Source organism: Streptomyces sp. NBC_01431 (genome assembly GCF_036231355.1).
GTDB lineage: Bacteria > Actinomycetota > Actinomycetes > Streptomycetales > Streptomycetaceae > Streptomyces.
In genome coordinates, this window is sequence record NZ_CP109496.1 from 4290120 (window position 1) to 4313653 (window position 23534).

At 71.3% G+C, this 23534-nt stretch carries 23 protein-coding genes and 3 pseudogenes; 12 read left to right on the forward strand and 14 right to left on the reverse strand.

The features are described 5' to 3' along the window. Positions 1-130 precede the first annotated feature (130 nt). The 5 genes from OG522_RS19680 to OG522_RS19700 are packed head-to-tail and all read right to left on the reverse strand — an operon-like array spanning position 131 to position 5842. On the reverse strand, positions 131-1105 hold the full coding sequence (locus OG522_RS19680) for an ABC transporter ATP-binding protein (RefSeq protein WP_329464299.1): 975 nt from the start codon (positions 1103-1105) through the stop codon (positions 131-133). A gap of 46 nt (positions 1106-1151) precedes the next feature. Then, positions 1152-2165, reverse strand: a complete 1014-nt coding sequence (locus OG522_RS19685; protein ID WP_329464300.1) for an ABC transporter ATP-binding protein — start codon at positions 2163-2165, stop codon at positions 1152-1154. Then, positions 2165-3151: an ABC transporter permease gene (locus OG522_RS19690; RefSeq protein WP_329464301.1), complete on the reverse strand. Its 987-nt coding sequence runs from the start codon at positions 3149-3151 to the stop codon at positions 2165-2167. The genes OG522_RS19685 and OG522_RS19690 overlap by 1 nt, the downstream gene beginning before the upstream one ends. Then, the gene (locus OG522_RS19695) at positions 3148-4080 is read right to left on the reverse strand and encodes an ABC transporter permease (RefSeq protein ID WP_329464302.1); all 933 of its coding nucleotides are present in this window, start codon (positions 4078-4080) and stop codon (positions 3148-3150) included. Before OG522_RS19695 ends, OG522_RS19690 begins: the two co-directional genes overlap by 4 nt. A gap of 13 nt (positions 4081-4093) precedes the next feature. Further along, positions 4094-5842, reverse strand: a complete 1749-nt coding sequence (locus OG522_RS19700) for an ABC transporter substrate-binding protein (RefSeq protein WP_329464303.1) — start codon at positions 5840-5842, stop codon at positions 4094-4096. Between the two features lie 210 nt (positions 5843-6052). Here OG522_RS19700 and OG522_RS19705 point away from each other — a divergent pair, with 210 nt between their 5' ends. From OG522_RS19705 to OG522_RS19720, 4 genes are all read left to right on the forward strand, one after another. Continuing rightward, a complete protein-coding gene (locus OG522_RS19705) occupies positions 6053-7195 on the forward strand; it encodes an NAD(P)/FAD-dependent oxidoreductase (RefSeq protein WP_382810238.1) in 1143 nt (380 codons plus the stop codon). A gap of 27 nt (positions 7196-7222) precedes the next feature. Then, positions 7223-7537 carry a (2Fe-2S)-binding protein gene (locus tag OG522_RS19710; protein WP_329464305.1) on the forward strand — a complete coding sequence of 105 codons (315 nt, stop codon included), beginning with the start codon at positions 7223-7225 and terminating at the stop codon, positions 7535-7537. 82 nt (positions 7538-7619) lie between these two features. Continuing rightward, the gene (locus tag OG522_RS19715) at positions 7620-9128 is read left to right on the forward strand and encodes an FAD-dependent oxidoreductase (RefSeq protein WP_443074716.1); all 1509 of its coding nucleotides are present in this window, start codon (positions 7620-7622) and stop codon (positions 9126-9128) included. A gap of 74 nt (positions 9129-9202) precedes the next feature. Further along, positions 9203-9910 carry a GntR family transcriptional regulator gene (locus tag OG522_RS19720; RefSeq protein ID WP_329464306.1) on the forward strand — a complete coding sequence of 236 codons (708 nt, stop codon included), beginning with the start codon at positions 9203-9205 and terminating at the stop codon, positions 9908-9910. Between the two features lie 97 nt (positions 9911-10007). Here OG522_RS19720 and OG522_RS19725 read toward each other — a convergent pair whose 3' ends face one another. The 6 genes from OG522_RS19725 to OG522_RS19750 form a co-directional block, all read right to left on the reverse strand. Then, positions 10008-10889, reverse strand: a complete 882-nt coding sequence (locus tag OG522_RS19725) for an AraC family transcriptional regulator (protein WP_329464307.1) — start codon at positions 10887-10889, stop codon at positions 10008-10010. Positions 10890-11043: 154 nt separating this feature from the next. After that, on the reverse strand, positions 11044-11433 hold the full coding sequence (locus OG522_RS19730) for a hypothetical protein (RefSeq protein WP_329464308.1): 390 nt from the start codon (positions 11431-11433) through the stop codon (positions 11044-11046). A gap of 77 nt (positions 11434-11510) precedes the next feature. Further along, a complete protein-coding gene (locus tag OG522_RS19735) occupies positions 11511-11852 on the reverse strand; it encodes a helix-turn-helix domain-containing protein (protein WP_329464309.1) in 342 nt (113 codons plus the stop codon). Between the two features lie 475 nt (positions 11853-12327). Beyond that, positions 12328-12636: an SCO5918 family protein gene (locus OG522_RS19740; RefSeq protein WP_329464310.1), complete on the reverse strand. Its 309-nt coding sequence runs from the start codon at positions 12634-12636 to the stop codon at positions 12328-12330. Positions 12637-12794: 158 nt separating this feature from the next. Beyond that, complete coding sequence (locus tag OG522_RS19745; protein ID WP_329464311.1) at positions 12795-14309, reverse strand: DEAD/DEAH box helicase; 1515 nt, start codon at positions 14307-14309, stop codon at positions 12795-12797. Between the two features lie 341 nt (positions 14310-14650). After that, positions 14651-14854: a cold-shock protein gene (locus tag OG522_RS19750; protein WP_030664939.1), complete on the reverse strand. Its 204-nt coding sequence runs from the start codon at positions 14852-14854 to the stop codon at positions 14651-14653. 604 nt (positions 14855-15458) lie between these two features. On the opposite strand from OG522_RS19750, the gene OG522_RS19755 reads away from it, so the two are divergent. Next, positions 15459-16412 (forward strand): DUF4185 domain-containing protein, encoded by a 954-nt coding sequence (locus OG522_RS19755; protein WP_329464312.1) that lies wholly within the window; start codon positions 15459-15461, stop codon positions 16410-16412. Between the two features lie 138 nt (positions 16413-16550). Here OG522_RS19755 and OG522_RS19760 read toward each other — a convergent pair whose 3' ends face one another. Beyond that, positions 16551-16868 carry a hypothetical protein gene (locus OG522_RS19760; protein ID WP_329464313.1) on the reverse strand — a complete coding sequence of 106 codons (318 nt, stop codon included), beginning with the start codon at positions 16866-16868 and terminating at the stop codon, positions 16551-16553. Positions 16869-17104: 236 nt separating this feature from the next. Here OG522_RS19760 and OG522_RS19765 point away from each other — a divergent pair. The 5 genes and pseudogenes from OG522_RS19765 to OG522_RS19785 form a co-directional block, all read left to right on the forward strand. Beyond that, positions 17105-17410: pseudogene (locus OG522_RS19765) on the forward strand (transposase); the annotation flags it as partial. Beyond that, a pseudogene (locus OG522_RS19770) lies at positions 17404-17697 on the forward strand (hypothetical protein); the annotation flags it as partial. The pseudogenes OG522_RS19765 and OG522_RS19770, both read left to right, overlap by 7 nt. A 351-nt stretch (positions 17698-18048) precedes the next feature. After that, the gene (locus tag OG522_RS19775) at positions 18049-19239 is read left to right on the forward strand and encodes a M6 family metalloprotease domain-containing protein (RefSeq protein ID WP_329464314.1); all 1191 of its coding nucleotides are present in this window, start codon (positions 18049-18051) and stop codon (positions 19237-19239) included. Positions 19240-19372: 133 nt separating this feature from the next. Beyond that, the gene (locus OG522_RS19780) at positions 19373-19879 is read left to right on the forward strand and encodes a SigE family RNA polymerase sigma factor (RefSeq protein WP_329464315.1); all 507 of its coding nucleotides are present in this window, start codon (positions 19373-19375) and stop codon (positions 19877-19879) included. Between the two features lie 68 nt (positions 19880-19947). After that, the gene (locus tag OG522_RS19785; RefSeq protein WP_329464316.1) at positions 19948-20751 is read left to right on the forward strand and encodes a hypothetical protein; all 804 of its coding nucleotides are present in this window, start codon (positions 19948-19950) and stop codon (positions 20749-20751) included. Between the two features lie 157 nt (positions 20752-20908). Here the strand turns inward: OG522_RS19785 and OG522_RS19790 are convergent, their stop codons facing one another. Continuing rightward, positions 20909-21862: a helix-turn-helix transcriptional regulator gene (locus OG522_RS19790; RefSeq protein ID WP_329464317.1), complete on the reverse strand. Its 954-nt coding sequence runs from the start codon at positions 21860-21862 to the stop codon at positions 20909-20911. 243 nt (positions 21863-22105) lie between these two features. On the opposite strand from OG522_RS19790, the gene OG522_RS19795 reads away from it, so the two are divergent. Continuing rightward, on the forward strand, positions 22106-22258 hold the full coding sequence (locus OG522_RS19795; RefSeq protein WP_329464318.1) for a hypothetical protein: 153 nt from the start codon (positions 22106-22108) through the stop codon (positions 22256-22258). Between the two features lie 175 nt (positions 22259-22433). Further along, a pseudogene (locus tag OG522_RS19800) lies at positions 22434-22769 on the forward strand (2OG-Fe dioxygenase family protein); the annotation flags it as partial. Positions 22770-23153: 384 nt separating this feature from the next. On the opposite strand, the gene OG522_RS19805 reads toward OG522_RS19800, so the two are convergent. After that, positions 23154-23315, reverse strand: coding sequence for a hydrophobic protein (locus OG522_RS19805; protein WP_267055052.1), 162 nt, complete (start codon positions 23313-23315; stop codon positions 23154-23156). Positions 23316-23534 lie beyond the last annotated feature (219 nt).

Below are 23534 nucleotides of genomic sequence, written 5' to 3' on the forward strand. Positions count from 1 at the left end.
AACCGTATGCAGCCGGGTGCCGCCGAGCAGCACCCACAGCTTCCCGAGACGTGTCCCGTCGGCATCTCACCGTACTGACCTGCGATGTGGGAAGCCGAGCACCCTCGATCCCGGGACGTCCCGCCGGAACTCACCCAGCCTCCGGAAAGTGGCAGGCCACCTCCCGCCCCTCCCCGGGCACGACGGTTCGCAGCACCGGCGCCTGAGTGCGGCAGATCTCCTCGGCGCTCGCGCAGCGCGGGTGGAAGGCGCAGCCGGGCGGGGGTGCGGCCGGGCTCGGGGGGTCGCCGAGCAGGGTGATGCGCTCCCGGCTCCGCTCGGCCGCCGGGTCCGGCAGCGGCACGGCGGACAGCAGCGCCCGGGTGTAGGGGTGGGCGGGGGCCGCGTAGACGCGCTCCTTGGCGCCGATCTCCACGATGCGCCCCAGATACATCACGGCCACCCGGTCGCAGACCCGCTTCACCACCGACAGGTCGTGCGCGATGAAGAGGTAGGCGAGGCCGAGTTCCTTCTGGAGGCGCTCCATCAGGTTGACGATCTGGGCCTGTACGGAGACGTCGAGCGCGGAGACCGGTTCGTCCGCGACGATCAGCCTGGGGCTGAGCGCGAGTGCGCGGGCGATGCCGATGCGCTGGGCCTGGCCGCCGGAGAACTCGTGCGGATAGCGGTCGATGTGCTCGGGGATGAGCCCCACCAGGTCCATCAGCTCGACCGCTCGGGCGCGCGCCGTGGATGCCGAACTCCCGTGTGCCAGAAGGGGATCGGAGATGATCCTGGCCACCGTCTGGCGCGGGTTGAGGGAGGAGTGCGGGTCCTGGAAGACCATCTGGAGGTCCTTGCGCACCGGCCCCAGCTCGCGCCGGTTCAGCCGGCTGATGTCGCGGCCGTCGTACGCGATCGTCCCGGAGGTGGGTTCCAGGAGCCGCACGATCATGCGGCCGGTGGTCGACTTGCCGCAGCCGGACTCGCCGACCAGGCCGAGCGTCTCACCGGCCGCCAGGTCGAAGCTGACGCCGCCGACGGCCCGCACGGGCGCGGAGCGGCTGCGCCGGCCGGGGAAGGACATCGTCAAGTCACGTACGGAGAGCAGGGGTTGGGCACTCATGGTCACGGGTGGCTCCTTGCTGCGGGCCTCGTTGCGAGGTTCGTGGTCATGAGGCGACGCCTTCGTACGCGGGGAGGTGGCAGGCGACCGGATGGCCGGACGGGCCGGTGAGCAGCGGCCGTTCGCTCGTGCAGCGCTCCCGTACGGTCTCGGAGGCGACGGCGGCCCTCGGGCAGCGGGGCGCGAACGCGCAGCCGGGTGTGGGGGTGAGCAGGGACGGCGGGCTGCCGGGGATGGCCCGCAGCGGTTCGTCGTCGCTGTCGTCGAGGCGGGGCAGCGAGTCGAGCAGGCCGCGCGTGTAGGGGTGGGCGGGCATGGCGAACAGGTCGTCCACCGGGGCCTGCTCGGCGGCCCGTCCGCCGTACATCACCAGGACCTCGTGGGCGACCCGCGCGACCACCCCGAGATCGTGGGTGATCATGACGACGGCGAGTCCGCGTTCCTCCTGGAGACGGGCGAGCAGCTCCAGGATCTGGGCCTGCACGGTGACGTCGAGGGCGGTGGTCGGCTCGTCGGCGATGAGCAGTTCGGGTTCGCAGGCGAGCGCCATGGCGATCATCACGCGCTGGCGCATGCCGCCGGAGAACTGGTGCGGATACTCGCCCGCCCGACGCCCCGGCTCGGGGATGCCGACCTCGGCGAGCATCTCCACGGCGCGTCTGCGGGCCTGTGCGCGGCGGGAGTTGAAGTGCACCCGGTGGTGTTCGGCGATCTGCTCGCCGACCGTGTAGTAGGGGTGGAGGCTGGACAGCGGGTCCTGGAAGATCATCGCGATGCGGCGGCCGCGCAGCCGGTTCAGGGAGCGTTCGGGCAGGCCGACCAGCTCCTGGCCGTCCAGGCGGATGGAGCCGGTGACCTCGGCGCCGGTGTGCAGGCCGAGGACGGCCATCGAGGTGACGGACTTGCCGGACCCGGATTCGCCGACGATGCCGAGGGTGCGCCCCCGGTGGACGTCGAAGGAGAGCGCGTCGACGGCCCGTACCGGACCGCGCCCGGTCGGGAAGGTGACGCTCAAGTCCCGTACGGACAGCAGGGTTTGATCGTCTGTGGCGGCGGCCATCAGAACCTCACTCGCGGGTCGACGACGGCGTACAGGAGGTCGACGGCCAGGTTGGCGACGACGATGAAGGCGGCGGCGAGCAGGGTCACGCCGAGGATGACGGGCTGGTCGCCGGTGGACAGGGCGTTGTAGAAGAGCCTTCCGATGCCGGGCAGGCCGAAGATGGACTCGGTGATGACGGCGCCCGCGAGCAGCCCGCCCAGGTCCATGCCGAACAGGGTGAGGATCGGGGTCATCGCGGCGCGAAGGCCGTGCTTGACGACGACGGTGCGGCGCGGCAGGCCCTTGGCGCGGGCTGTGCGGATGTACGGCTCCGCCATCGTCTCGATCATCGAACTGCGGCTCTGGCGCGCGTACATGGCGGCGTACAGGATGGCGAGCGCGATCCAGGGGAGCAGCAGGTTGGACGCCCAGTGCACCGGGTCGGCGGTGAGGGAGACGTACTGCGGGTAGGGGAGCAGTCCGGCCACCCGGATCAGGCCGTAGATCAGCATCACCGAGGTGAAGTAGACCGGCAGTGAGGCGGCGGCGACCGCGCCGACCATCAGGGCCCGGTCGGTGAAGGTGTCCTTGCGCAGGGCCGCGACGACCCCGGCGGACAGGCCGAGCAGCAGCCAGAGCACGGCCGCGCCGAGCGCCAGCGAGGCGGAGACCGGGAGGCGGTCCATGAGCAGCGACCAGACGGACTGGCTGTTCTCGTACGAGTAGCCCAGGCACGGGAAGCCGCAGTGCAGCGTGTACTGGCCGCTGCCCATGGTGCGGCCGGTGAAGATCCCGGAGGCGAAGTCCCAGAACTGCCGCCACAGCGGCTGGTCGAGACCCATGTGGGCGCGGATCGCCTCCAGACGGTCGGCGCTGCACGACTTGCCGCAGGCGGCGGCGGCCGGATCGGAGGGCAGGACGTAGAAGATGGTGAACGTGACGGCGGCGATCGCGATGAGCACGCCGATCACGCCGAGGACGCGGCGGGCGAGGTAGCGGGTCATGTGCGGCTCCCCCGCGGGTCGAGGACGTCGCGCAGCGCGTCGCCGAGCAGCGTGAACGCGAGCACCGTGAGGAACAGGCAGCTGCTCGGGACGATGAAGTACATGGGGTCGGTGTCGTAGAAGGACACGCTCTCGGCGATCATCTGGCCCCAGGACGGGGTGGGCGGGCGCACGCCCACGCCGAGGTAGCTGAGCGCCGCCTCCGTGGCGATCATGCCGGGGACGATGAGCGTGGTGTACGCGATGACGGGCCCGGCGACCCCGGGCAGGATGTCCCGGCTCAGGATGCGCCAGGGTCCCGAGCCGCCGACGCGGGCGGCGTCCACGTACTCGCGGTGTTTGAGCGAGAGGGTCTGGCCGCGCACGACACGGGCGATGCCGGGCCAGCCGAACAGGCCGATGACGGCGGTCATCAGCAGGATCCGGTTGACGTCCTTGGCCACCGACATCATCGCGATCATGAAGATGAGGGAGGGGAAGGACATGGTGAGGTCCATCAGGCGGGAGAGCACGGCGTCGGTGCGGCCGCCGAAGTATCCGGCCGCGATCCCGGCGGCCGTGCCCGCGACCACGACGATCGCGGTGGCGGTCAGCGCGATGAGCAGGGAGACCTGCGCGCCGTAGACGACGCGTGCGAACAGGTCGCGGCCGGTGACGGGTTCGACGCCGAGCCAGTGGTCGGCGGAGATCCCGCCGAGCGGCCCCAGCGGCTGGCCGCCGAGGTAGGGGTCGATGGCGGTCTTGTCGAACTCGTCGGGCGACCAGCCGCCGAGCGCGCCGAGCAGCGGGGCGCCCGCCGCCATGAGCAGGAACAGGACGACGACGGCGAGGGAGACCTTCACGGAGGTGCGGCGGCGCAGTTCCGCGCGGGCCGCGCGCCAGGGTCCGGCCCCGGTCGCCGCCACCGGTGACTTCACCAGAGTGGTCATGACGATCGTGTCCTCAATTCCCGCTCTTGGCGGGGGACTTGAGCCCGACGGTGGCGTAGTCGAGCTGACCGCCGAAGGACGTCTGGCCGTAGGCCCCCGCGACGTTGGTGCCGAGCACGAGCGGCCAGCGCCGCACCAGGACCGGGACGGCGGGCGCCTTGGCGAGGATCTCGCCGTCGAGCTGCTGCCAGGCGGCGGCCGCCGCCTTCACGTCGGTCATCGCCGCGATCTCGTCCATCCGCTTCATCGTGGCCGCGTCGCGGAACAGCGAGTGGTTGCCGGAGTTGCCCTGGTCCTTGATGAAGCGCCCGTCGAAGACGAACGGCAGGAAGGTGGACCCGGACGGGTAGTCCGGGCACCAGCCCGTGTACACCATGTCCGTGCGGTTCTTGGTGTCGCCGATGGTGGCGTAGAACGCGGAGGGGTCGACGGTCTCGATCGTGACCTTGATCCCGGCCTTGGCCAGCGACTGCTGGACCGCCTCGGCACGCCCCTTGTCGCCGGTGGACACGGTCATCTTCGTCGTGAACCCGTCGGGCTTGTCCGCCTCCTTGAGCAGTTCCTTCGCCTTGGCGACATCACCGGTGGCGGGGATCTTGAGGGTGTCGGGCTGCTTGCCGTTGAAGAGCGTGGCCGGCATGTACGCGGTGGACAGGTCGTTGAAGGCGGGCCCGCCGGAGGAGGTGAGCACCGCGTCCTTGTCGAGCGCGTACTCGACGGCCTGGCGCACCTTCACGTTGTCGAAGGGGGCCCGCCCGGTGTGCATCTGCACCATGTCCGTGCAGTTGGTGGACTCCGCGAGCAGCCGCGAGCGGACCTCCGCGCTGGGGAGCACCTTCGACGCGCTCTCCGGGCGCAGCGCCTCCCAGGAGACGGCGGAGGCGTCCGGGCCCTGGCTGGCGATCATCCGGTCGTCGATCTGGGTGGCCTTGAGCCCCATCGTGACGACGATCCGGTCGGGGTAGGCCTTGCGCACCGTGTCGGTCGCCGGGTCCCAGCCGGTGTTGCGCACCAGGACCAGCTTCTTGTTCCGCTCGTAGGACTCGACCTTGTACGGGCCGGACGAGAAGGGTCTGTTGTCGTAGGTGGGGCCGGTGTCCCGCGCCTTCGGGACGGGGGCGAACGTCGGCATGACGGTGGCGTTCGGGAACTCCGCGAAGGGCTTGCGCAGTTCGAAGACGATCGTGTGGTCGTCCGGTGTCCTGATCGAGTCGAGGTGCTTGCCCTGGGCGGGCCCCCGGTAGCCGTCGGCGCCCGCGAGGTAGCGGGCCGCGTAGTCGGCGCCGCCGGGCAGGTCGGGCGAGAAGGACCGCTCGACGTTGTACTTGACGTCCTGCGCGGTGACGGGTGTGCCGTCCTCGTACTTGACGCCCTGTTTCAGGTGGAACGTCCAGGTCTTGGCCCCGTTGGACGAGGTGCCGAGGTCGGTCGCGAGGTCGGGGACCAGCTCGGCGCCGCCGGTGCCGGGGGCCGCCTTGTAGGTCACCAGGGTGCGGTAGAGGAGCCGGGTGCCGAAGTCCATGTCGTCCATGACCCAGTTGCGGGCCGGGTCGAGATGGCTGAAGTCCTGGTCGGACAGGACGTTGAGGGTGCCGCCCTTGGCCGGGGTGCCACCGACGATGTTGCCCACGTTGGCGGCGGCGGGGTTCTTGCCGCCGGCCTCGCCCCCGCTCGCGTGCTTTCCCCCGGAACAGCCGGCCGCGCCGAGGGCGAGCGTCGCCGCGAGGGCTGCGGCGACGGCGGTGGAAGTGCGCTTGTTCATCAGTGGTCACTCCGTGAACAGGTCGGACAGCCAGAGCTGGCTGGAATGTGACCCGTAACATAGTAATGTGAAATTGTACTGGCAACCCATCAGCACGCCTTTTATCCACCCTTGCCCATGGCGGAGTTGGTGCTGGGGGCCGTCGGGCGCCTGTTCCGGGTGGGTCTCTTGGCAGGCGCCAGTGCCATGTGAAATATTACTGAGGTGTCCATGCGAAGCACGTCGGATGTCATCGTCGTGGGGGCCGGAGTGGTCGGTGCCGCCTGTGCCTACTACGCGGCCCGCGCCGGTCTGCGGGTCACCGTGCTCGACCGGGGCCCGGTGGTGGCCGGCACCACCGGCGCGGGCGAGGGAAACATCCTCGTCTCCGACAAGGAACCCGGCCCCGAACTCGAACTCGCCCTGTTCTCCGCCCAGTTGTGGCGCGAGCTCGCCGGGCTGCTCCCACCGGGCATCGAGTACGAGCCCAAGGGCGGCCTGGTGGTCGCGTCCGACGGGGCGGGCTTGGCCGCGCTGCGCACCTTCGCGGCGGGCCAGGAGAAGGCGGGCGTGACCGTACGCGACGTGGCGGCCGACCGGCTGCACGACCTGGAGCCGCACCTGGCGCCGGGTCTCGCGGGAGGCTTCCATTATCCCCAGGACGCCCAGGTCATGCCCGCCCTCGCCACCGCCCACCTGCTGCGCGCCTCGGGCGCGGAGATCCGGCTCGGCGAGGCGGTCACCGGGGTTCTCACCGGACCCGGCGGCGCGGTGCGCGGGGTGCGGGGTGCCTGGGGCGAGCTGCACGCGCCGTACGTCGTGAACGCGACCGGCGCCTGGGGCGGCGAACTCGCCCGGCTCGCCGGCGTCGAACTGCCCGTGCTGCCCCGGCGCGGCTTCGTCCTGGTCACCGAACCGCTGCCGCGCGTCGTACGGCACAAGGTGTACGGGGCCGACTACGTGGCCGATGTGGCCAGCGGCTCGGCGGCGCTCCAGACCTCGGTGGTCATCGAGGGCACCCCGGCGGGCCCCGTCCTGATCGGCGCGAGCCGCGAACGCGTTGGCTTCGACCGCACCCTGTCGCCGGAGGCCCTGCGCCGCCTGGCGGCCGGGGCGACCGCGCTGTTCCCGGTGCTGGCCGGCATCCGCGCGATGCGGACGTACGCGGGCTTCCGCCCCTACCTGCCGGACCACCTCCCGGCGATCGGCCCCGACCCGCGCGTGCCCGGACTGCTGCACGCGTGCGGCCACGAGGGCGCGGGCATCGGCCTCGCCCCGGCGACGGGGCACCTGGTGGCGAGCTGCCTGACCGGGGCCCAACCCGCCCTGGACACAACGCCGTTCGAGCCGTCCCGGTTCGACTCCGCCGCCTGACAAGGACGTCACGAAAGGAGGCCCGCGGTGGCCCGTACCCCCGCAGAGCTCACCGGGGCGCAGCCCGGCCCGGCGTTCGACATCACCGTCGACGGGCGGCCGGTGCCCGCGCTGCCCGGCCAGTCCGTCGCCGCCGCGCTGTGGGGCGCGGGCATCCTCGCCTGGCGCACCACCCGCGAGGGGGGCCGCCCGCGCGGCGCGTTCTGCGGCATCGGCCAGTGCTTCGACTGCCTGGCGACGGTCAACGGCGTGCCCAATCGGCGGGCCTGCCTGGTGCCCGCTGCACCGGGCGACGAGATCACCACGCAGGAGGGACACGGCCATGCGGGACTTGGCGTCTGAAGGGGCGGGGGGAACGGAACCCGGGGCGGCGCATGATGCGGGGTCGGGCGCGCCGGCTTCCGGCCCGCTGGAGGTGTCTGGTGTGGGGGTGCCGGGTCCGGCGGGTGGTGTCGGCGGCGGGGTCGCTTCCGCGGGCGATCCCTATGACCTTGCCGTCGTCGGGGCCGGGCCGGCCGGGCTCGCTGGGGCCGTCACCGCGGCCGAACGCGGCCTGAAAGTCGCCCTGTTGGACCTCTCTGATGGCATCGGCGGGCAGTTCTACCGGCAGCCCGCGGCCGCGCTCGGTGCTGCGCGGCCCGAAGCCCTGCACCACGACTGGCCCGCGTTCGTGGAGCTGCGCCGACGCCTGGAAGCGAGCAGTGTCACCCACCTCGCGGGCCACCACGTCTGGACGCTCGCGCGCGATGGCGACGAGGCGTGGACGGTGCACGCCGTGATCGGCGCCGACGGCGACGGCGAGAAGCCGGTACGGGTCCGGGCTCGGGCCGTGCTGCTCGCGACCGGCGCGTACGAGCGCCAGCTCCCCTTCCCCGGCTGGACGTTGCCCGGCGTGGTGGGTGCGGGTGGCGCGCAGGCCATGCTCAAGGCCGGGCTCGTGCTGCCCGGGAAACGGGTGGTCGTCGCGGGCAGCGGCCCGCTGCTCCTGGCCGTCGCCTCCTCCCTCGCCGCGGCCGGTGCGCGCGTCCCCGCCGTGGTCGAGGCCTCCGGCTACCTCGGCTACGCCCACAGTCCCAAGGCGCTTGCCGTAAACCCGCACAAGCTCGCCGAGGCCGTGGTGCACGGCAGCGCGCTGCTGCGCCACCGGGTACCGCTGCGCACCCGCAGCGCGGTGACCGAGGTGCACGGCAGCGAGCGCGTCGAGGCCGTCACCGTTGCGCGCCTTGACCGCGAGTGGCGGCCGGTGCCGGGCACCGGGCGCCGCATCGCCTGTGACGCCCTGGCCGTCGGCCACGGCTTGGTGCCGGGCATCGAACTCGCCACCTCGCTCGGCTGCGCCACCCGCCGCACCCTCGACGGCACCCTCGCGCTCGCCCTGGACGCCCACCAGGAGACCTCGCTGCCCGGACTCTGGGCGGCGGGCGAGACCGGCGGCATCGGCGGCGCCCAACTGGCACGTATCGAAGGGGAGTTGGCGGCCAGAGCGATCGCCGACCGGCTCGGCGGGAGCCCTGGGCCGGCTGGGCGCGTGCGGCGGTTGCGCCACCGCCGCACCCGGCTGCGCGCCTTCGCCGACGCCATGGCGGCCGCGCACGCGCCGGGCCCCGGCTGGACCGACTGGCTCCCCCACGCCACCGAAGTGTGCCGCTGTGAGGAAGTGACGGCCGGCCGGATCCGCGAGGCCGTGGAGGACTACGGCGCCCGCGATGCCCGTACGGTCAAACTGCTCACCCGGGCGGGCATGGGCTGGTGCCAGGGCCGGATGTGCGGGACGGCGGTTGCCTGCCTCGCGGCCGGTGCCTCGGCCCCCGAACCCCCGGCACAACGACGCCCGTTCGCGACCCCGGTCCCGCTCGGAGTGCTGGCCTCGCTGACCCCCCAGGCTTCACCGTCCCCGGCCCCCCAGGCCTCGCCGGAGGGGGGTGAGCCGTAGCCGCCCCGGCCGGCGCGGCGGCTCGGAGCAACGTGACATTGTACTCTGGGTCTCCGCTCGTACGGAGGAACAGCATGGGGCACCTGAAGCAGGGCAAGGTCATCACCACCACCGAGCGGCTGCGCGACCAGGTGGCCCACGCGTTGCGCGCCGCCCTGATCTCCGGTGAACTCCGACCCGGCCAGGTCTACTCGGCGCCCGGCCTCGCCGAGGACTTCGGCATCTCCGCGACCCCCGTACGCGAAGCCATGCTCGATCTCGCCCGCGAGGGCCTCGTGGAGCCGGTCCGCAACAAGGGGTTCCGGGTCACTGAGGTCAACGAGCGCGATCTCGACCAGTACACCGAGATCCGGGCCCTGATCGAGGTCCCCATGATCGGCCGGATCACCCGCACCGCGGACCGCGCCGACCTGGAGGCGCTGCGGCCGGTCGCCGAGGAGATCGTGCGCGCCGCTCGCGAGCACGACCTCATCGGTTACCTGGAGGCGGACCGCCGCTTCCACCTCTCGCTGCTCGCGCTGTCCGGCAACGAGCGCCTGGTCGAGACCGTCGGCGATCTGCGCAAGCGCTCCCGCCTGTACGGGCTGACCGCCCTGGACCAGCGCGACGAGCTGATCCCGTCGGCCGAGGAGCACCTCGAACTGCTCGACCTGATGCTGTCCGGCGACGCGCGGGCCGCCGAGAAGTGCATGAGCCGCCACCTCGGCCACGTCCGCTCCCTGTGGGCGCGCAGCGAGGCCGCCGACCCGAAGCCGAAGCGCCGACTGGGCGCGAGCCGCTGAGCGTACGGCTCCCGAAGCCCCGACCCACGCACGTGCGACGCGCGCGGGCCGGACTCCGGTTCCGTACTCCTAACTCCTGACCCTCGACTCCTGGCGCCTACGAATCGGCGCCGGGGGCCCGCACGATCGGGATCCACAACTCGGCGTCCGTCTGCTCGTTCCCGGTCGCCGGCCGGGTGCGCAGGAGCTCGGGGCCCGGCCGGTTCTGGTACGGGTTCGACGGGAACCACTCCGTGTACACGTCGCGCCACATCTCCTGGAGCGCGAGCGGGAAGGGCCCGGTGCTCTCGAAGACGGCCCAGGTGCCCGCGGGCACCACCATCGAGTCGAGGTCGTCGGGGACTTCCGCGTCCGGCCGCGCCAACGCCGCGTGCCAGTAGTCCAGTTCGGTCCCTTCGGCCCGGCTCGGGTCGAGGTCGTCGCACACCGAGACGACGCCCTCGGGCAGCTGGTCGGACAGCTGGTGGATGCGCAGCGCCGTCTCCTGCCCGATGCCCTGGATGAACGCGGCGATCGCCGGGTTCACCCCCTCGTGCACGAGGGGCACCCGCGCCTTCCTGCCCACCAGCAGGAATTCTTCCTTCTCCACAACCCGGTACCGCATGCTGCTGCTCCCTTCGATGACGAGACGGAAGGACATCCGGGGCTGGGACTGCAGGGCCGCACCGGTCCGCCGCGCCTCGCCGGGGCCGACGCCGTGCACGGCACGGAACGCCCGCGCGAACGCCTCGCCCGACGTGTAGCCGTAGCGCACCGCCACGTCGAGCAGGGTTCGCCCGCCGGCCAGTACCTCGGCGCCCGCGACGGTCATCCGCCGCCGCCGCACGTACTCCGACAGCGGCATTCCGGCCAGCGCCGAGAACATCCGCCGCAGGTGGTACTCCGAGGTCACCGCGATCCGGGCGAGCTCGGCCACGTCGATTTCCCGGTCGAGACAGTCCTCGATGTGGTCCATGGCCTGATTGAGCCGCTCGATCATTCCCCGCCCCCCTTCCTTCCTTACGCGCTCCACGCTAAGAGCCGCCCGCCCTGCCCGACCCGACAATCCGTGCCCGCCCCGATCGGGTCCGCGAGACGCGTACTGCGCCGAGTGATCCGGGGTCAGGGCGCCGGGGCCTGCCCGCGGGTCCCGTTCAGTCCCGCCGCTCGTGCGGGCCGGTGTTCCAGATCGACCAGCACTCCTCCAGGTCGGACGAGGCGGCGCCGGGCCGGGTTTCGAGGTGCGCGGCGGAGATGGCCGCGTGCAGGTGGTCGAGTTCGTGCAGATAGGCCTCGGCGAACAGGCCGGACTCGGGCTCCGCCTGCGGGGGGTCCGCCTTCGCGCGCGGTCCTGCCCCGCCGAACAGGACGGAGAGCAGGACCCAGGCCAGCCAGGACAGGCCGGTGGCCGTGGCGATGGTGCCTTCGACGGTCATGGCGGGGGCGGCGGGCATGATCTGCTCCTTGAGGGGCTGGCCGGGCGCGGCCTCGTACGACAACCGCGACACCCTGCCGCAGGCCCGGTTGATCATTCCGTCCGCCACCGGGAGGCAGCTATCCCCGGAACAGGTGGTTCACCGCTCGTACCCCTGACGGCCACCGGCCCGAACCGGCCACCGGCTCAGTGCGGGGCCTCGCCCTGGTGGGCCGCGGCGGCGCGGCGGTACTCCGCGTTGATGCGCTGGGCCTCTTCGAGCTGGTCCTCAAGGATCACGATGCGGCACGCGGCTTCGACGGGGGTTCCCTGGTCCACGAGCTCACGGGCGCGGGCGGCGATCCGGAGCTGGTAGCGGGAATAGCGGCGGTGCCCGCCCTCGGAGCGGAGCGGTGTGATCAGGCGGGCCTCACCGATGGCCCGCAGGAAGCCGGGTGTGGTGCCGAGCATTTCGGCGGCCCGGCCCATCGTGTAGGCGGGGTAGTCGTCGTCGTCCAGACGGCCACTGAGCGGAGTTTCTGCTGTCATGTCACCTCTTTGTGCAACGCGTCGAGGGGCCCTGGCGCCGTACGGCACCAGGGCCCCGAAGGAAATTCAACACCATCGGTCGGCCCTATCGCTGCGCCGACCTTCTGTTTCCGCCCACGGGCCCGGTGAAGGGGCGCGTGTGCGGGGATCGTGAATGCTCGACCGGAGACCACCTTCCGTTCTGGGGTCTTGCGGTACCCGGGCTCTTCCCAGCTCACCCGGGCGATCCTGATGGCGTCTGCATCCTCCGTTCCCGGTCTGTCCCGCACGGCTGTCCTGGCCGTGCCTGTGGAAGAAATCCTAATCACTTGAAAGTCTAATGTCTATGTTGGCGAGCGTAGATTTCGAGTCGCGGACGTACGTGTGCGATGGCTCGCGGCGTGGCGGCGGGTACGACGACGAGGGCCCCGCCGGTGTTCCGGCAGGGCCCTCGTGGATGTGCTGGGTGCGGGCCGTGGCCCGTCTTCGTGGTGCGTCAGGCGAGCGCGGGCGAGCCGAGCAGCGCCGAGGCGGTCTCGACCGGGCTCATGGCGGGCGCGGGTGCCACCTCGGCGGCGGTGGCGCACTTGAAGCCGAGCATCGTCATGGCCCGCACGACTTCCTGGGCGCTGAAGTCGCGGCGGTCCTGCCGCGTGACGACCGAACCCACCTGCTTGACGGGGTAGTGGCGGCGGCCGATCTGTACCGAGTCACCCACGAGCGGCTCGGGCTTGATGCCCTTCATGGACTCGATGACCCCGTCCTTGGTGAGGTCGAACGGGAAGCGGGCGATGACACAGCGCATGTTGCCTCACAGAGGGAGGAGGGGCGGCCGGGTGTTGGGGCCTGACGGGAGGGGGACTGAGGGGGAGCGTCCGGCGGTCCTGCGGACCTGCGGCCGTGTGGCGATCGTACGGATCGGCGGACGTCCGGCGGTCGTCCGGCGGTCGTACGCCAACGGGCTTACGCCGCGGCGTTGTCGGCGCCGGGGTTTCGCTGGCCGGCGGCGCGCGCGGACTGGCCGGAGCGCCGGTCCTGGGCCGTACGGCTGCGGCGTCCCCGGGACGAGGCGGAGGCGCTGCGCCGGGGGCGTTCCGCCACCGGCACGCTGATGGTGACCGGGACGCCCGAGGGGGCCTGGGCGCCCGTGATGCGGGTCAACTCGGCGTCTCCGGAGCGCACTTGGGTGGTCTGCGGCACGATCCCCGCGGTGGCCATCAGGCGGCTCATGTCGCGGCGCTGGTTGGGCGTGACGAGCGTGACGACGCTGCCGGACTCGCCGGCGCGGGCGGTGCGGCCGCCGCGGTGCAGGTAGTCCTTGTGGTCGCTGGGCGGGTCGACGTTGACGACGAGGTCGAGGTTGTCGACGTGGATGCCGCGGGCGGCGACGTTGGTGGCCACCAGCACGGTGACGTGTCCGGTCTTGAACTGGGCCAGGGTCCGGGTGCGCTGGGGCTGGGACTTGCCGCCGTGCAGGGCCGCGGCGCGTACCCCGCTGTTCAGCAGGTGGTCGGTCAGCCGGTCGACGGCGTGCTTGGTGTCCAGGAACATGATGACCCGCCCGTCGCGGGCCGCGATCTCGGTGGCCGCCTGGTTCTTGTCGGCGCCGTGCACGTGCAGCACGTGGTGCTCCATCGTGGTGACCGCGCCCGCCGAGGGGTCGACGGAGTGGACGACCGGGTCGGACAGGTAACGGCGGACCAGCAGGTCGACGTTGCGGTCCAGGGTCGCCGAGAACAGCATCCGCTGGCCGTCCGGGCGCACCTGGTCGAGCAGGGCGGTGACCTGCGGCATGAAGCCCATGTCGGCCATCTGGTCGGCCTCGTCGAGGACGGTGATGGCGACCTGGTCGAGGCGGCAGTCGCCGCGGTCGATGAGGTCCTTGAGGCGGCCCGGGGTCGCGACGACGATCTCCACGCCGTTGCGCAGCGCACTGGACTGCTTGCCGATCGACATGCCGCCGACCACGGAGGTCAGACGCAGCCGCAGGGAGCGGGCGTACGGCATGAGCGCGGCGCTGACCTGCTGGGCCAGCTCGCGGGTGGGGACCAGGATCAGCGCCAGCGGCTGGCGGGGTTCGGCTCGCAGGCCCGCGGTGCGGGCGAGCAGCGCGAGGCCGAAGGCCAGGGTCTTGCCCGAGCCGGTGCGGCCGCGGCCCAGGACGTCCCGGCCGGCCAGCGAGTTCGGCAGGGTCGCTCCCTGGATCGGGAACGGCACGCTCACGCCTTCGCGGCCGAGCGCGGCCAGCAACTGATCCGGCATGGCGAGATCGGCGAAGGCTTCGACGGCGGGGAGCGCCGGGGTGGTCGTCACCGGCAGCGCGAATTCGCCCTGCGGCGAGGAGGGCCGGCGGCCGTAACCGCCCGGCCGTCCGGTCGAGGCCGGGCGGCCGCCACCCCTGGGGGCGCCGGAATTCGCGGACCGGGTGCGGGTCCTTGAGAAGCGGTCGTTCGGGGCGTTCGTACGGGTGCGGTTCACGGGGAACCTTCCTTGATGGGGCACGTATCAAGGAATTCCCGGAAATCGAACGGCACAGGGAATCGCAAGAACGAGCCAAGTGGATGCGAAGGCGAATCGAACCCCGATGGAATTCGGGGTGAGTCGCCGGATCGCTGAGCAGCTGGGTTGCCGGGGCCGGAAATGAAGGGCGGTCCCGGCTGCCCGGACGAATCGAAAACGTCGCGGGCGTCGCCGTGCGGCGGGCGCTCGGACCGGACGCCGGCGCTGGGCCGGACGTCGCGGGCGCCGGGCCCGGAAACGCAACGAGCTGGGGCCCGCACCCCAAGGTGCGGGCCCCAGCTACGAAGTACGCGTCTGCGTCAGGCGGGAACGATGTTCTCGGCCGTCGGGCCCTTCTGGCCCTGCGCGATGTCGAAGTTCACCTTCTGGCCTTCGAGCAGCTCACGGAAGCCCTGAGCGGCGATGTTCGAGTAGTGGGCGAACACGTCCGGACCGCCACCGTCCTGCTCGATGAAGCCGAAGCCCTTTTCAGCGTTGAACCACTTCACGGTACCAGCAGCCATGTCAATCTCCTTCGGGGCATTTCCCGGAGTCCGCACCGTGCGCACTCCGCGTCACTGCGATGATTACCCCGCCGGATCATGACCGGACATACAAAAGTGCGCTCATCGGCACGAACGGCCGACGAGTGCACCTGAAGTTTCGGGAACCACAACTGCAACTGATATCGACAGTAGCACGCCTTCATCGCCGGGGCCTGGGCAATAATTCCACTCCGCCAGTCACATGAAAAACCCTCACAGCGCCTTATCGCGATTTCTCTCTTCGCGGCGACAGATATACGGGGGCGGCCGGAAGGCGGGGGCGGCGCGCCGGGGCCATATCGGTGACATGGGTGGTGGCCGGTAGTGGCGCGTCCCGAAGAGGCGGCGTCTGTGTGAAGCTGCCGTTCGCGTATCTCGCGTTCATGGCGGACCAGGGAGTGTGCGTGCGGGGCAGTGAGGTGGGCGCGGTGTCGAACTCGTCGTCCAACAAGCCGTGTTGAGGCGGTCGTTGCTCCTGGGGGCGGCCGCCGGCGCCGCGATCGGAAGGCAGTCGCCGAGGGGCGGTCAGCCCGGCGTGCGTGCCGCGGCCCGGAACGTACCCGATGGCCTGACGGTGGCGAAGGTGGGCGATCTGACCGGGCCGGGGATCACGTCGCGGTTCGGGATGGCGGCTGCCGACCTGGCGATCGCGGCCCGCACCCCGGACGGCCGACTGCTGTTCGTGTTCGGGGACACCTTCGAGGAGGCGCGGATGGGCGGCGCCGGTTGGCGCTCGCCCGTCGCGCTCTACGGCCGCATGCCGCCGGGCGGACAGGTGGCCTGGACCGGCGCCGTCGGCGGTAGGTACGCGCGCCAGCTGATGCGGTACCGGCACGACGGCCCGGAGCTGTCGACGGTCCTGCCCACCGACGTGATCACCATCGGCGCCGACATGTATCTGCACATCGCGGTGCACCAGGGCTTCGGGAACGTGCGGTGGAGCGAGATCTGGCGCTCGCGCGACGCGGGAGCGACCTGGCGCCCCACCGGGGCCCGCTTCCCCGGCGGCCTGCACGGCGGGCACTTCCAGCTGCTCACCTGGGGGCTGGGCGGCGACGGGTACGTATACGTGTACTCGACCGGTTTCCAGCGGGACAAACCGGCCATCCTCCACCGCGTCCCCCGGGCACGGATCGCCGATCCCGCCGCCTACCAGCCATGGGGCCGGGCCCAGGGCGTCTGGGCCTGGGGCAACCCGCCCACCCCCGTCCTGCCCGGCAGGATCGGCGAGATGTGCCTGCGTCCGCTCGCCGGCCGGTGGCTGCTGACCTGGTTCGACGCGGGTGAGTACCGGATCGACGCGCTCGTCCTGGACACCCCCGCGCACGACACGTCCGCCGCGCCCCGCACCACGCTGCTGCGCGGCGGAGCCTGGGGGAGCGAGGACGACACGCATGTGGCCCAGCTGTACGGCGGCTACGTCATCCCGGGGTCGACACTGAGCGACCTGCACCTGTCGGTGAGCCAGTGGAACACGGCGGCCGGTTGGCCCTACCGGGCGATGCACTTCCGGATCCGCGGCGACCTGCGCGCGTGAGGATCGCGGTGACCATCCGGCGGGGCGGCGGGGCGACGGGCCGCCATGAAGCACGCGGGCGGGCGGGGGCCCGTCCGACGGCCCGGGGCGGGGCCCCGGCCGCTGGTGGGTCGGGGCCCGTCCGGTGTGCGGGGGCCGTCACGCGAGGTGGTAGACGTCGTCCTTCAGCTTGGTGAGCCTTTCGTAGTCGGCCGTGAGCCGCTCGTCGTCGTCCGCGGTGAGGTGGGCGCGCAGCGGGCTGGTGAGCAGGTCGACGGTCGGGCTGATGCGCGCGCCGGGCCGGAGCTTCGCGCTGACGGTGAAGACGCTGTCCAGTGCGGCTATTTCATCGACGACGGACTGGTCGACGAAGGCCACCACGCCGTCAAGGGTGGTGGGGGCGTTGTAGACGGCGGCGGGGCGCAGCTTGCGGTAGGTGCGGCCGCCGTACTGCTCGATGAACCGGTCCGGGTGCACGAACGCCTGCGCCGTGAGGCCCGCCTGGTTGTGCCCGAGGCACAGGTCGTGGAAGTCCGCGTGGATGTTGCCGTTGAGCCGGGTGCCGATCCATCGTCGACACCGTCAGCGCCGACGGCCACCACTACACGTGTGGCGTCTGGCAGTACGAGAAGACGCTTCTGCCGTCCGGCAGGAACAGGTCCGCCACGAAGGACGTGAAGGCGTCGTCACTCCGGGGGCCCGGCACAGGGCTCGCCGCCATCCCCAAGCGGGGCGACCACTCGGCCGGGGTGCACCGCCGCTTCGTCCCGGCCCAGGGGCGCACGGTGAACTGCCAGGCCGGTTTGGGCGCGTTCCTGTCGGGACCGGGCGGACACATACCCGTCGACTGGCGTCTCCTGCTGCCCGGCCGGTGGAGCGAGGACGAGCGGCTGCGCTCCCGCGCCCGCATTCCCGCCGACCACCGTGACCGGCCGCTCGCCGCGCAGGTGCTCGGCCTGGTCGACTCCCTGGCGGCGTCGGGCGGCGCGGCCGGGCTGCCGGTCGTGGCCGACACGTCTTCCAGTACGCCCTGCGCACGCCCGACTCCGACCGGCGCTGGGCCCTTGAGCCGTACCGGCCCACCGGCGACGACCTGGCCTTCGCACAGTGCTTCGTCGACTGGAACGCGCTCGACCACGGCATTCAGCGCGTCGACGCCTGCCGCACGCGGGACGGCCGCCTGCTGCTGGTCGAGCTGGAGGATCTCAACCCCTATCTCTCCCTGGACCGCCTCGCCCCGGCCGACCGCGACGCCTTCGTCGCCGCTCTGAAGACGTCGCTGCTGCGGTTCAGCGGATCGAATTAGCGCGCAGCGCACCACAAGGACTTGTGCTGGCGGCACGCGCGGTGCAATGTGAAATATCACTGATGCCCGCGCCGGGCGGGGTGGCCATGCGTCTCCTCGCGGCGGACGGGCCGGGCAACTGACGGATGTGCGCTGCCTGTTGGGCGCCGCACAGCGATTAATAAAATGTCACATGCCATAGAGAGTTACCGCACATGACCGTCGGCGTCGCGGCCTGCGGAAGCGCCGGGTCGCGCCGCTGGGCCGAGCGGGCGGGCGAGGCGGGCTGCGGCTCGGTCGTCGCCCGCGCCCCCGGCCGACCCCGTAGACGTGCTCCGCGCCGGTCCCCGCCGCCCTCCCGATCGGAGAGACATGCCTGTCCTGCCCGTACGCCTGCGCCCCCTCGCCCTCGCCGCCGCACTCCTGCCCTGCCTTGCCGTCCCCGCCACGGCGGCCACCCCGACACCGGCCAACTCGCCTCACTCTGCTGCGAGTTGTGCGCTCCCGGGAAAAACAGGCTGGACCGACGAAGGGCATGACACCGACCGCGCACAGTTCCAGACCGCCACCGGCACCCACCGCGTCCTCACCCTCTTCGTGGACTTCCCGGACGCCCCGGCCACCGACTCCACCAGCGCCTACGCCGCCCAACTCGCCCCCGCCGCCGACTGGATGGCCAAGGCCAGCTACGGCCGCTCCCGGCTCGCCATCACCTCCCTGCGCCGCTGGGTCCGCATGCCGGCCGACTCGACCTCGTACGGCTTCGCACGCGGACTCACCTTCGAAGCCCACGAGAAGTACGTGCGCGACGCGGTCACCGCCGCCGACCCCTACGTGGACTTCTCCCGCTACGACATGGTCTACGTCGTCCCCGACAAGGCGGCGACCGCGATCTCCTTCTCGCCGACGTACCTCTACGACCCGGCCACAGCCGGCATCACCGCCGACGGCACCCGGCTCAAATGGGCCGTCACCTTCGGCCAGGACATGTGGCACTGGGGGGCCAAGGTCGCCGACCACGAGACCTCCCACACCTTCGGGCTGCCCGACCTGTACTCCTTCACCGGCGCCACCCACCAGTACGTCGGCGGCTGGGACGTCATGGGCAACATCGCGGGTCCGGCCCCGCAGTACCTCGGTTGGCACTCCTGGAAGCTCGGCTGGATCCGCGACGGCCAGGTCGCCTGCCTGTCGGCGCCCGGAAGCCGCACGGTCGGGCTGACGGCGGTGGAACGCCCCGGCGGCACCAAGATCGCCGTACTGCGCACCAGTGACACCACGGCGTACGTCGCCGAGTCCCGCCGCGCCGAGCGCGATGACAGCTCCGCCTGCTCCACCGGCGTCCTCGTCTACAAGGTCGACTCCGCCGTGCGGACCGGCGAGGGGCCGGTGCGCGTCGTGAACGCCCACCCGGCCGCGACCCCGCCCGCAGGCTGCGCCCAGCTCGACATGGCCGCGTACGAGCCGGGCCAGAGCTTCACCGATCCCGCGACCGGTGCCCGCATCGACGTCCTCGCGGGTGGCAGGGCGGGGAACACGGTGCGGATCAGCAAGGGGCGATGACGAGCCCGGTGCGCCGGACCGGTTCCCGCCCCTCGCAAAAGAAAGTGCCGCTGCCGCGCGACACTCTGGCGACTCACGTAGTCAAGAGGGGTATGCACGGGAACCACAGCACAAGAGAGCAGGCGGGGGCCGAGTGAAATCAGCACAGGAGGACGCCTATCTGGAGTTCGTGGCCGAGAGGGGGAAGGCGCTCTACCGCGCGGCGTACGTACTCGCGGCAGGCGACACGCACCTCGCCGAGGACCTGGTCCAGGAGACCTTCAGCCGGGTGTACGTCCACTGGAAGCGGGTGGCCCGTGCGGCCAGCCCGGCGGCGTACGCGCAGACGGTTCTGATCCGTGTCTTCCTCACCCTGCGGCGGCGGCGGAGCACCGGCGAGCGTCCCACCGGCCAGCTGCCCGACAGTGCGGCATCCGGCCCGGACACCGCGCTGCGGCTCACCCTGCTGGACGCGCTGGCCGAACTCCCGCCCCGCGACAGGGCAGTTCTGCTGCTGCGGTACTGGGAGGGCCACAGCATCGAGGAGACCGCCGGGATGCTCAAGCTGAGCAGCAGTGCGGTCCGCTCCCAGGGGACCAGGGCACTCGACAGGCTGCGCGCTCTGCTCGGCGACAGCCTGTCCGACCTGGTTCCCCACTGAGGTTCCCGGTGCGCGCAGGCCCGTACCACCACCACATCCCCTCCAGCCACAGACAAGGTGACGCACGCATGCCGTTCGAAGCAGACCTCGCACATGCCCTGGGCCGTACGACCGACTCCCTCGACCCCGATCTCTCCGCGCTCGTCGGCGGAGCCGTGGAGCGCGGACGAAGCCGTCGTCGCCGGCGCAACCTCGGAGCGGGGGCGGCGGCCTGCGCCGCGATCGCCGTGGCCGGCCTGGTGATCCCGGGCGTGCTCTCCGCGGCCCGCCCCGGCGGATCGGACATGGAGACGGTGGCGCTGGCGACGCCCCGTTCCGCGATCACCGGCACCCAGATGAGCGAGACCCTGAAGAAGACGTTCCCCGGGGGCCGGTTCAGCCAGGTGACCGGGCAGAGCAACAACCCCTCTGATCCGTCCGGCGGTTACGTCGCCAACGGCGAACTCGTCGTCGACGACGGGCACGGCGCCGCCTCGGTCGGTGTCTCGGCCGTGCGGCTCAAGCTGCCGCTCGGGGACGGCGACGGGCTGAGCTGCGAGCGGGCCCGGACGCCCGCACGTGCCAAGGGCGACACCTGCGAGCTGAAGAAGCTGCCGAGCAGCCCCGCGCTTCCCGGCGGGGCCCTGGTGATGTTCGAGGAGACCGCGGACAGGCACCCGGCCGGTACCGAGCCCGCCCACCGCTGGACGGTGACGCTGACCCTGAAGAAGACCGGCGCGCAGCTTCAGATGGTGCAGTGGAACAGCGCCGGCCCCTTCGACGGCGGCCACACTCCGACGCCGACCCGCCCCGCCCCTCCGCTCTCCGAGGAGCAGGCGGTGGCCGCACTCACCGGTGCCGTGTGGTCGCCGATCCTGGGCGCCGTCGCCTGATCCGTCCGTAAACGGACTCGTAAGAAGTCATAAGGAGTTGTACGGAGTCGTACGAAGTCCGCGGGGTACGGGGCCCTGGCTATGGGCCGCGTCTCAGTCGTCCGCGAGGCGTATCGGGGCGAACTCGATGTCGCTGGGGACCGAACCGAGGGTGGGCTCAGTCCTCGGCCCGGAACGGGCCGTTCGCGCCGGACAGGTCCAGCGTCCGGAGCAGGTATCCGGCCTGCACGCGGTTACGGGCGCCGATGCGCGTCATGATCTCGTTGATGTGGCGTTGGCAGGTCCGTACCGACATGCCCATGCGGCGCGCGATCGCCTTGTCGTCCTCGCCCGCGATCATCATCCGGATGATGTCCGACTTCACCGCGTCGGACACCGCGATGGCCTCCCGGCGACCCACCGCCAGGGGGAAGGCGCTGGCCTGCACCCAGGCGCGTTCAAAAGACTCGACCATGAAGTGGACCACGCTGGGGTCCCGGACCAGCGCCGCGCCCTGAGGCGCGTCCCACAGTTCGATGAACGCGACCTCGCGGTCGAAGACGATCAGCCGCGAGAACGCGTCGCCGATCGTGCGGATCTCGGCTCCCATGGCCGTCATCTGTTCCACGAACGCGAGCGTGGCCTGGCTGAACTGCGCGGTGTGCTGGTAGATCGTCCGCATCACGACCCCGCGGGCCAGGGCCGCTTCGGTGCGGACCATTGCCTCGCCCAGGACCTCTTCGGGGCGCGCGCCGCCCGGCTGTGAGGTGAGCACCTCCCGCTTCACACCGGCGGCCAGCTCCTCCAGCCGGGCGCGGACGTCGGCGAGGTTGCTGATGGTCTCCACGCCTTCCTGGCGCAGCCGGTGGATGATGCCCTTGCGGTAGAGGTCGGCCAGCCCGGAGAGCTCGATGCGGATCTGGTCCACGGCGCCCTGCATCTCGGCGACGCGCCGCGTCACGGGCCCCACGATGTTGAGTTCCGCGCTGTCGGGCGAGACCACGGTCAGGGTTCCCGGACTGCTGTCGTGCTTTTGCAGCAGGCCCAGGCCGAGCAGCGTGCGCACGGCACCCGCCACGCGTTCGGGCGGCTCACCGAACCGTTCTGGAAGATCCACCTCCTCGATGCTCATGCGGTGAACCGCAAATTCATAGATTCGATGTTCTAGCGCCCCGAGGGGCGTTACCGCCGCCAGCTGCTCAATGTCCACGTTTGGAATCTTAGATCACTGATCGTTCACCCCTCGAAGGCTGAAGCAGCGCATAACGATGCGTTCATATGGGTGCCATCGGCTGTCAGTGCAAGCAGCATAAAACTGCTGACGCACAGCGACGTTGACCAGACGTTGCGCCACGGAACGACGGGGGATACACGCGTGATCATGTACGAGAGGGCCGCGCTCGCCTGCTGCCCGCCCGCCCTAATTTTGGTTGCGCCGTTCGCGCCCGGCGGGCATGGAGTGGTCGCCGTCGAAGAGGGCCACGTCACGGCCGGCCCGGCAACCGAGAGCGACCTCGGCTGGGGCTGAGCTTCCGCGTGATCAAGCCCTCTGAGCGATCGGAAGGGCACCCCATGCCACTCGGTGAGGCCGGGTGCCGCATCATCGACATGCCCGCATCATCGACATGCCCGCGTCCATCGACATGCCCGCGCCCTCGGACGACCTCCTCGCCAGCTACGAGGAGCTGCCGGTCGACGCGTACATGGGCCACGGCACCCGGTACAAGAAGTTCTCCCAGTACCGGCTGTCGGCAGCCGCCGACGGAAGCTGGTCCTTCGAGCGGCTGCCGCACCGCGACTACACCGCGTTCAAGAAGTTCAACGCGGTCGGCGGAGGCATGCGCCGCATGTATCTGCCCATCGACGTGGATTTCACGCCGCTCATCGCCCTCGGGGCCCAGGAGTTGGACCTGGACCGCGGCGAGGACTGGCAGATCAACGTGCACCAGAACCGCACCCGCGCCGAGCTCGGGCGGCCCGGCCCGCCCACTCCGGAAGGCGTGCACCACGACGGGCACGAGTTCGTCATGATCGGCGTGCTCGACCGGCAGCGGGTCGGCGGCGGCGAGACCCGCCTGTGGCGCCCCGGCGCCGACGCCCCTTCTGGAGCGGCACGCTGGAGCCCGGACAGGCCGTACTGCTCGATGAGTCGCCGCCGTGTGGTTGACGCTGGTGACGGCGTTTGCCGCCCGCATGCTGACGTGGCTGCGGCGTCCGCGCGTGAACACGGCGATGGACCGAACCGCCGTCGGCGTTCTGGTACTTCTGGGCGTCGGAACTGCTGCCGAGACGGTCTAGGCCCGAGCGGAGTCGGCGCAGGTCAAGGAATGCGTCGCGCAGTACGAGACGGTCGAGCGCTGGATCGACCAACAGGCCCGGACCGCACCGTTCCGTCGGGCCCACAGGCGTTACGAAGTGTGGCGTCACCAGCGATACCAACGGCCACTTCCGCCGCGCGGGCGGGCGACGAAGCCGATGAGCCACACGACCAGGACCACGATGGCAATCCACCACAGCGCCTTGAGTGCGAAACCGGCACCGAAGAGGATCAGGGCGAGCAGAAGAACGAGAAGCAGGGGAACCATAGTTATCAACCTCCGGTCCGCCGAGTGCCCCGGAAAGCCCAGGCCACACGTCTGAACGACATGATTCGTATTCGCTCTTCCGGGCATTCGGATTCAATTGGCCGGCCCCGCCGGGGGTGATCGACGCGCGGCCGAATGGTGATTCTGAGGGTTGGGACGCGGCAGCTGCGGCAGCCGAAACCTTCGGCTTGGCTGGGCCCTTTCCGCTGCCCCAAGCGC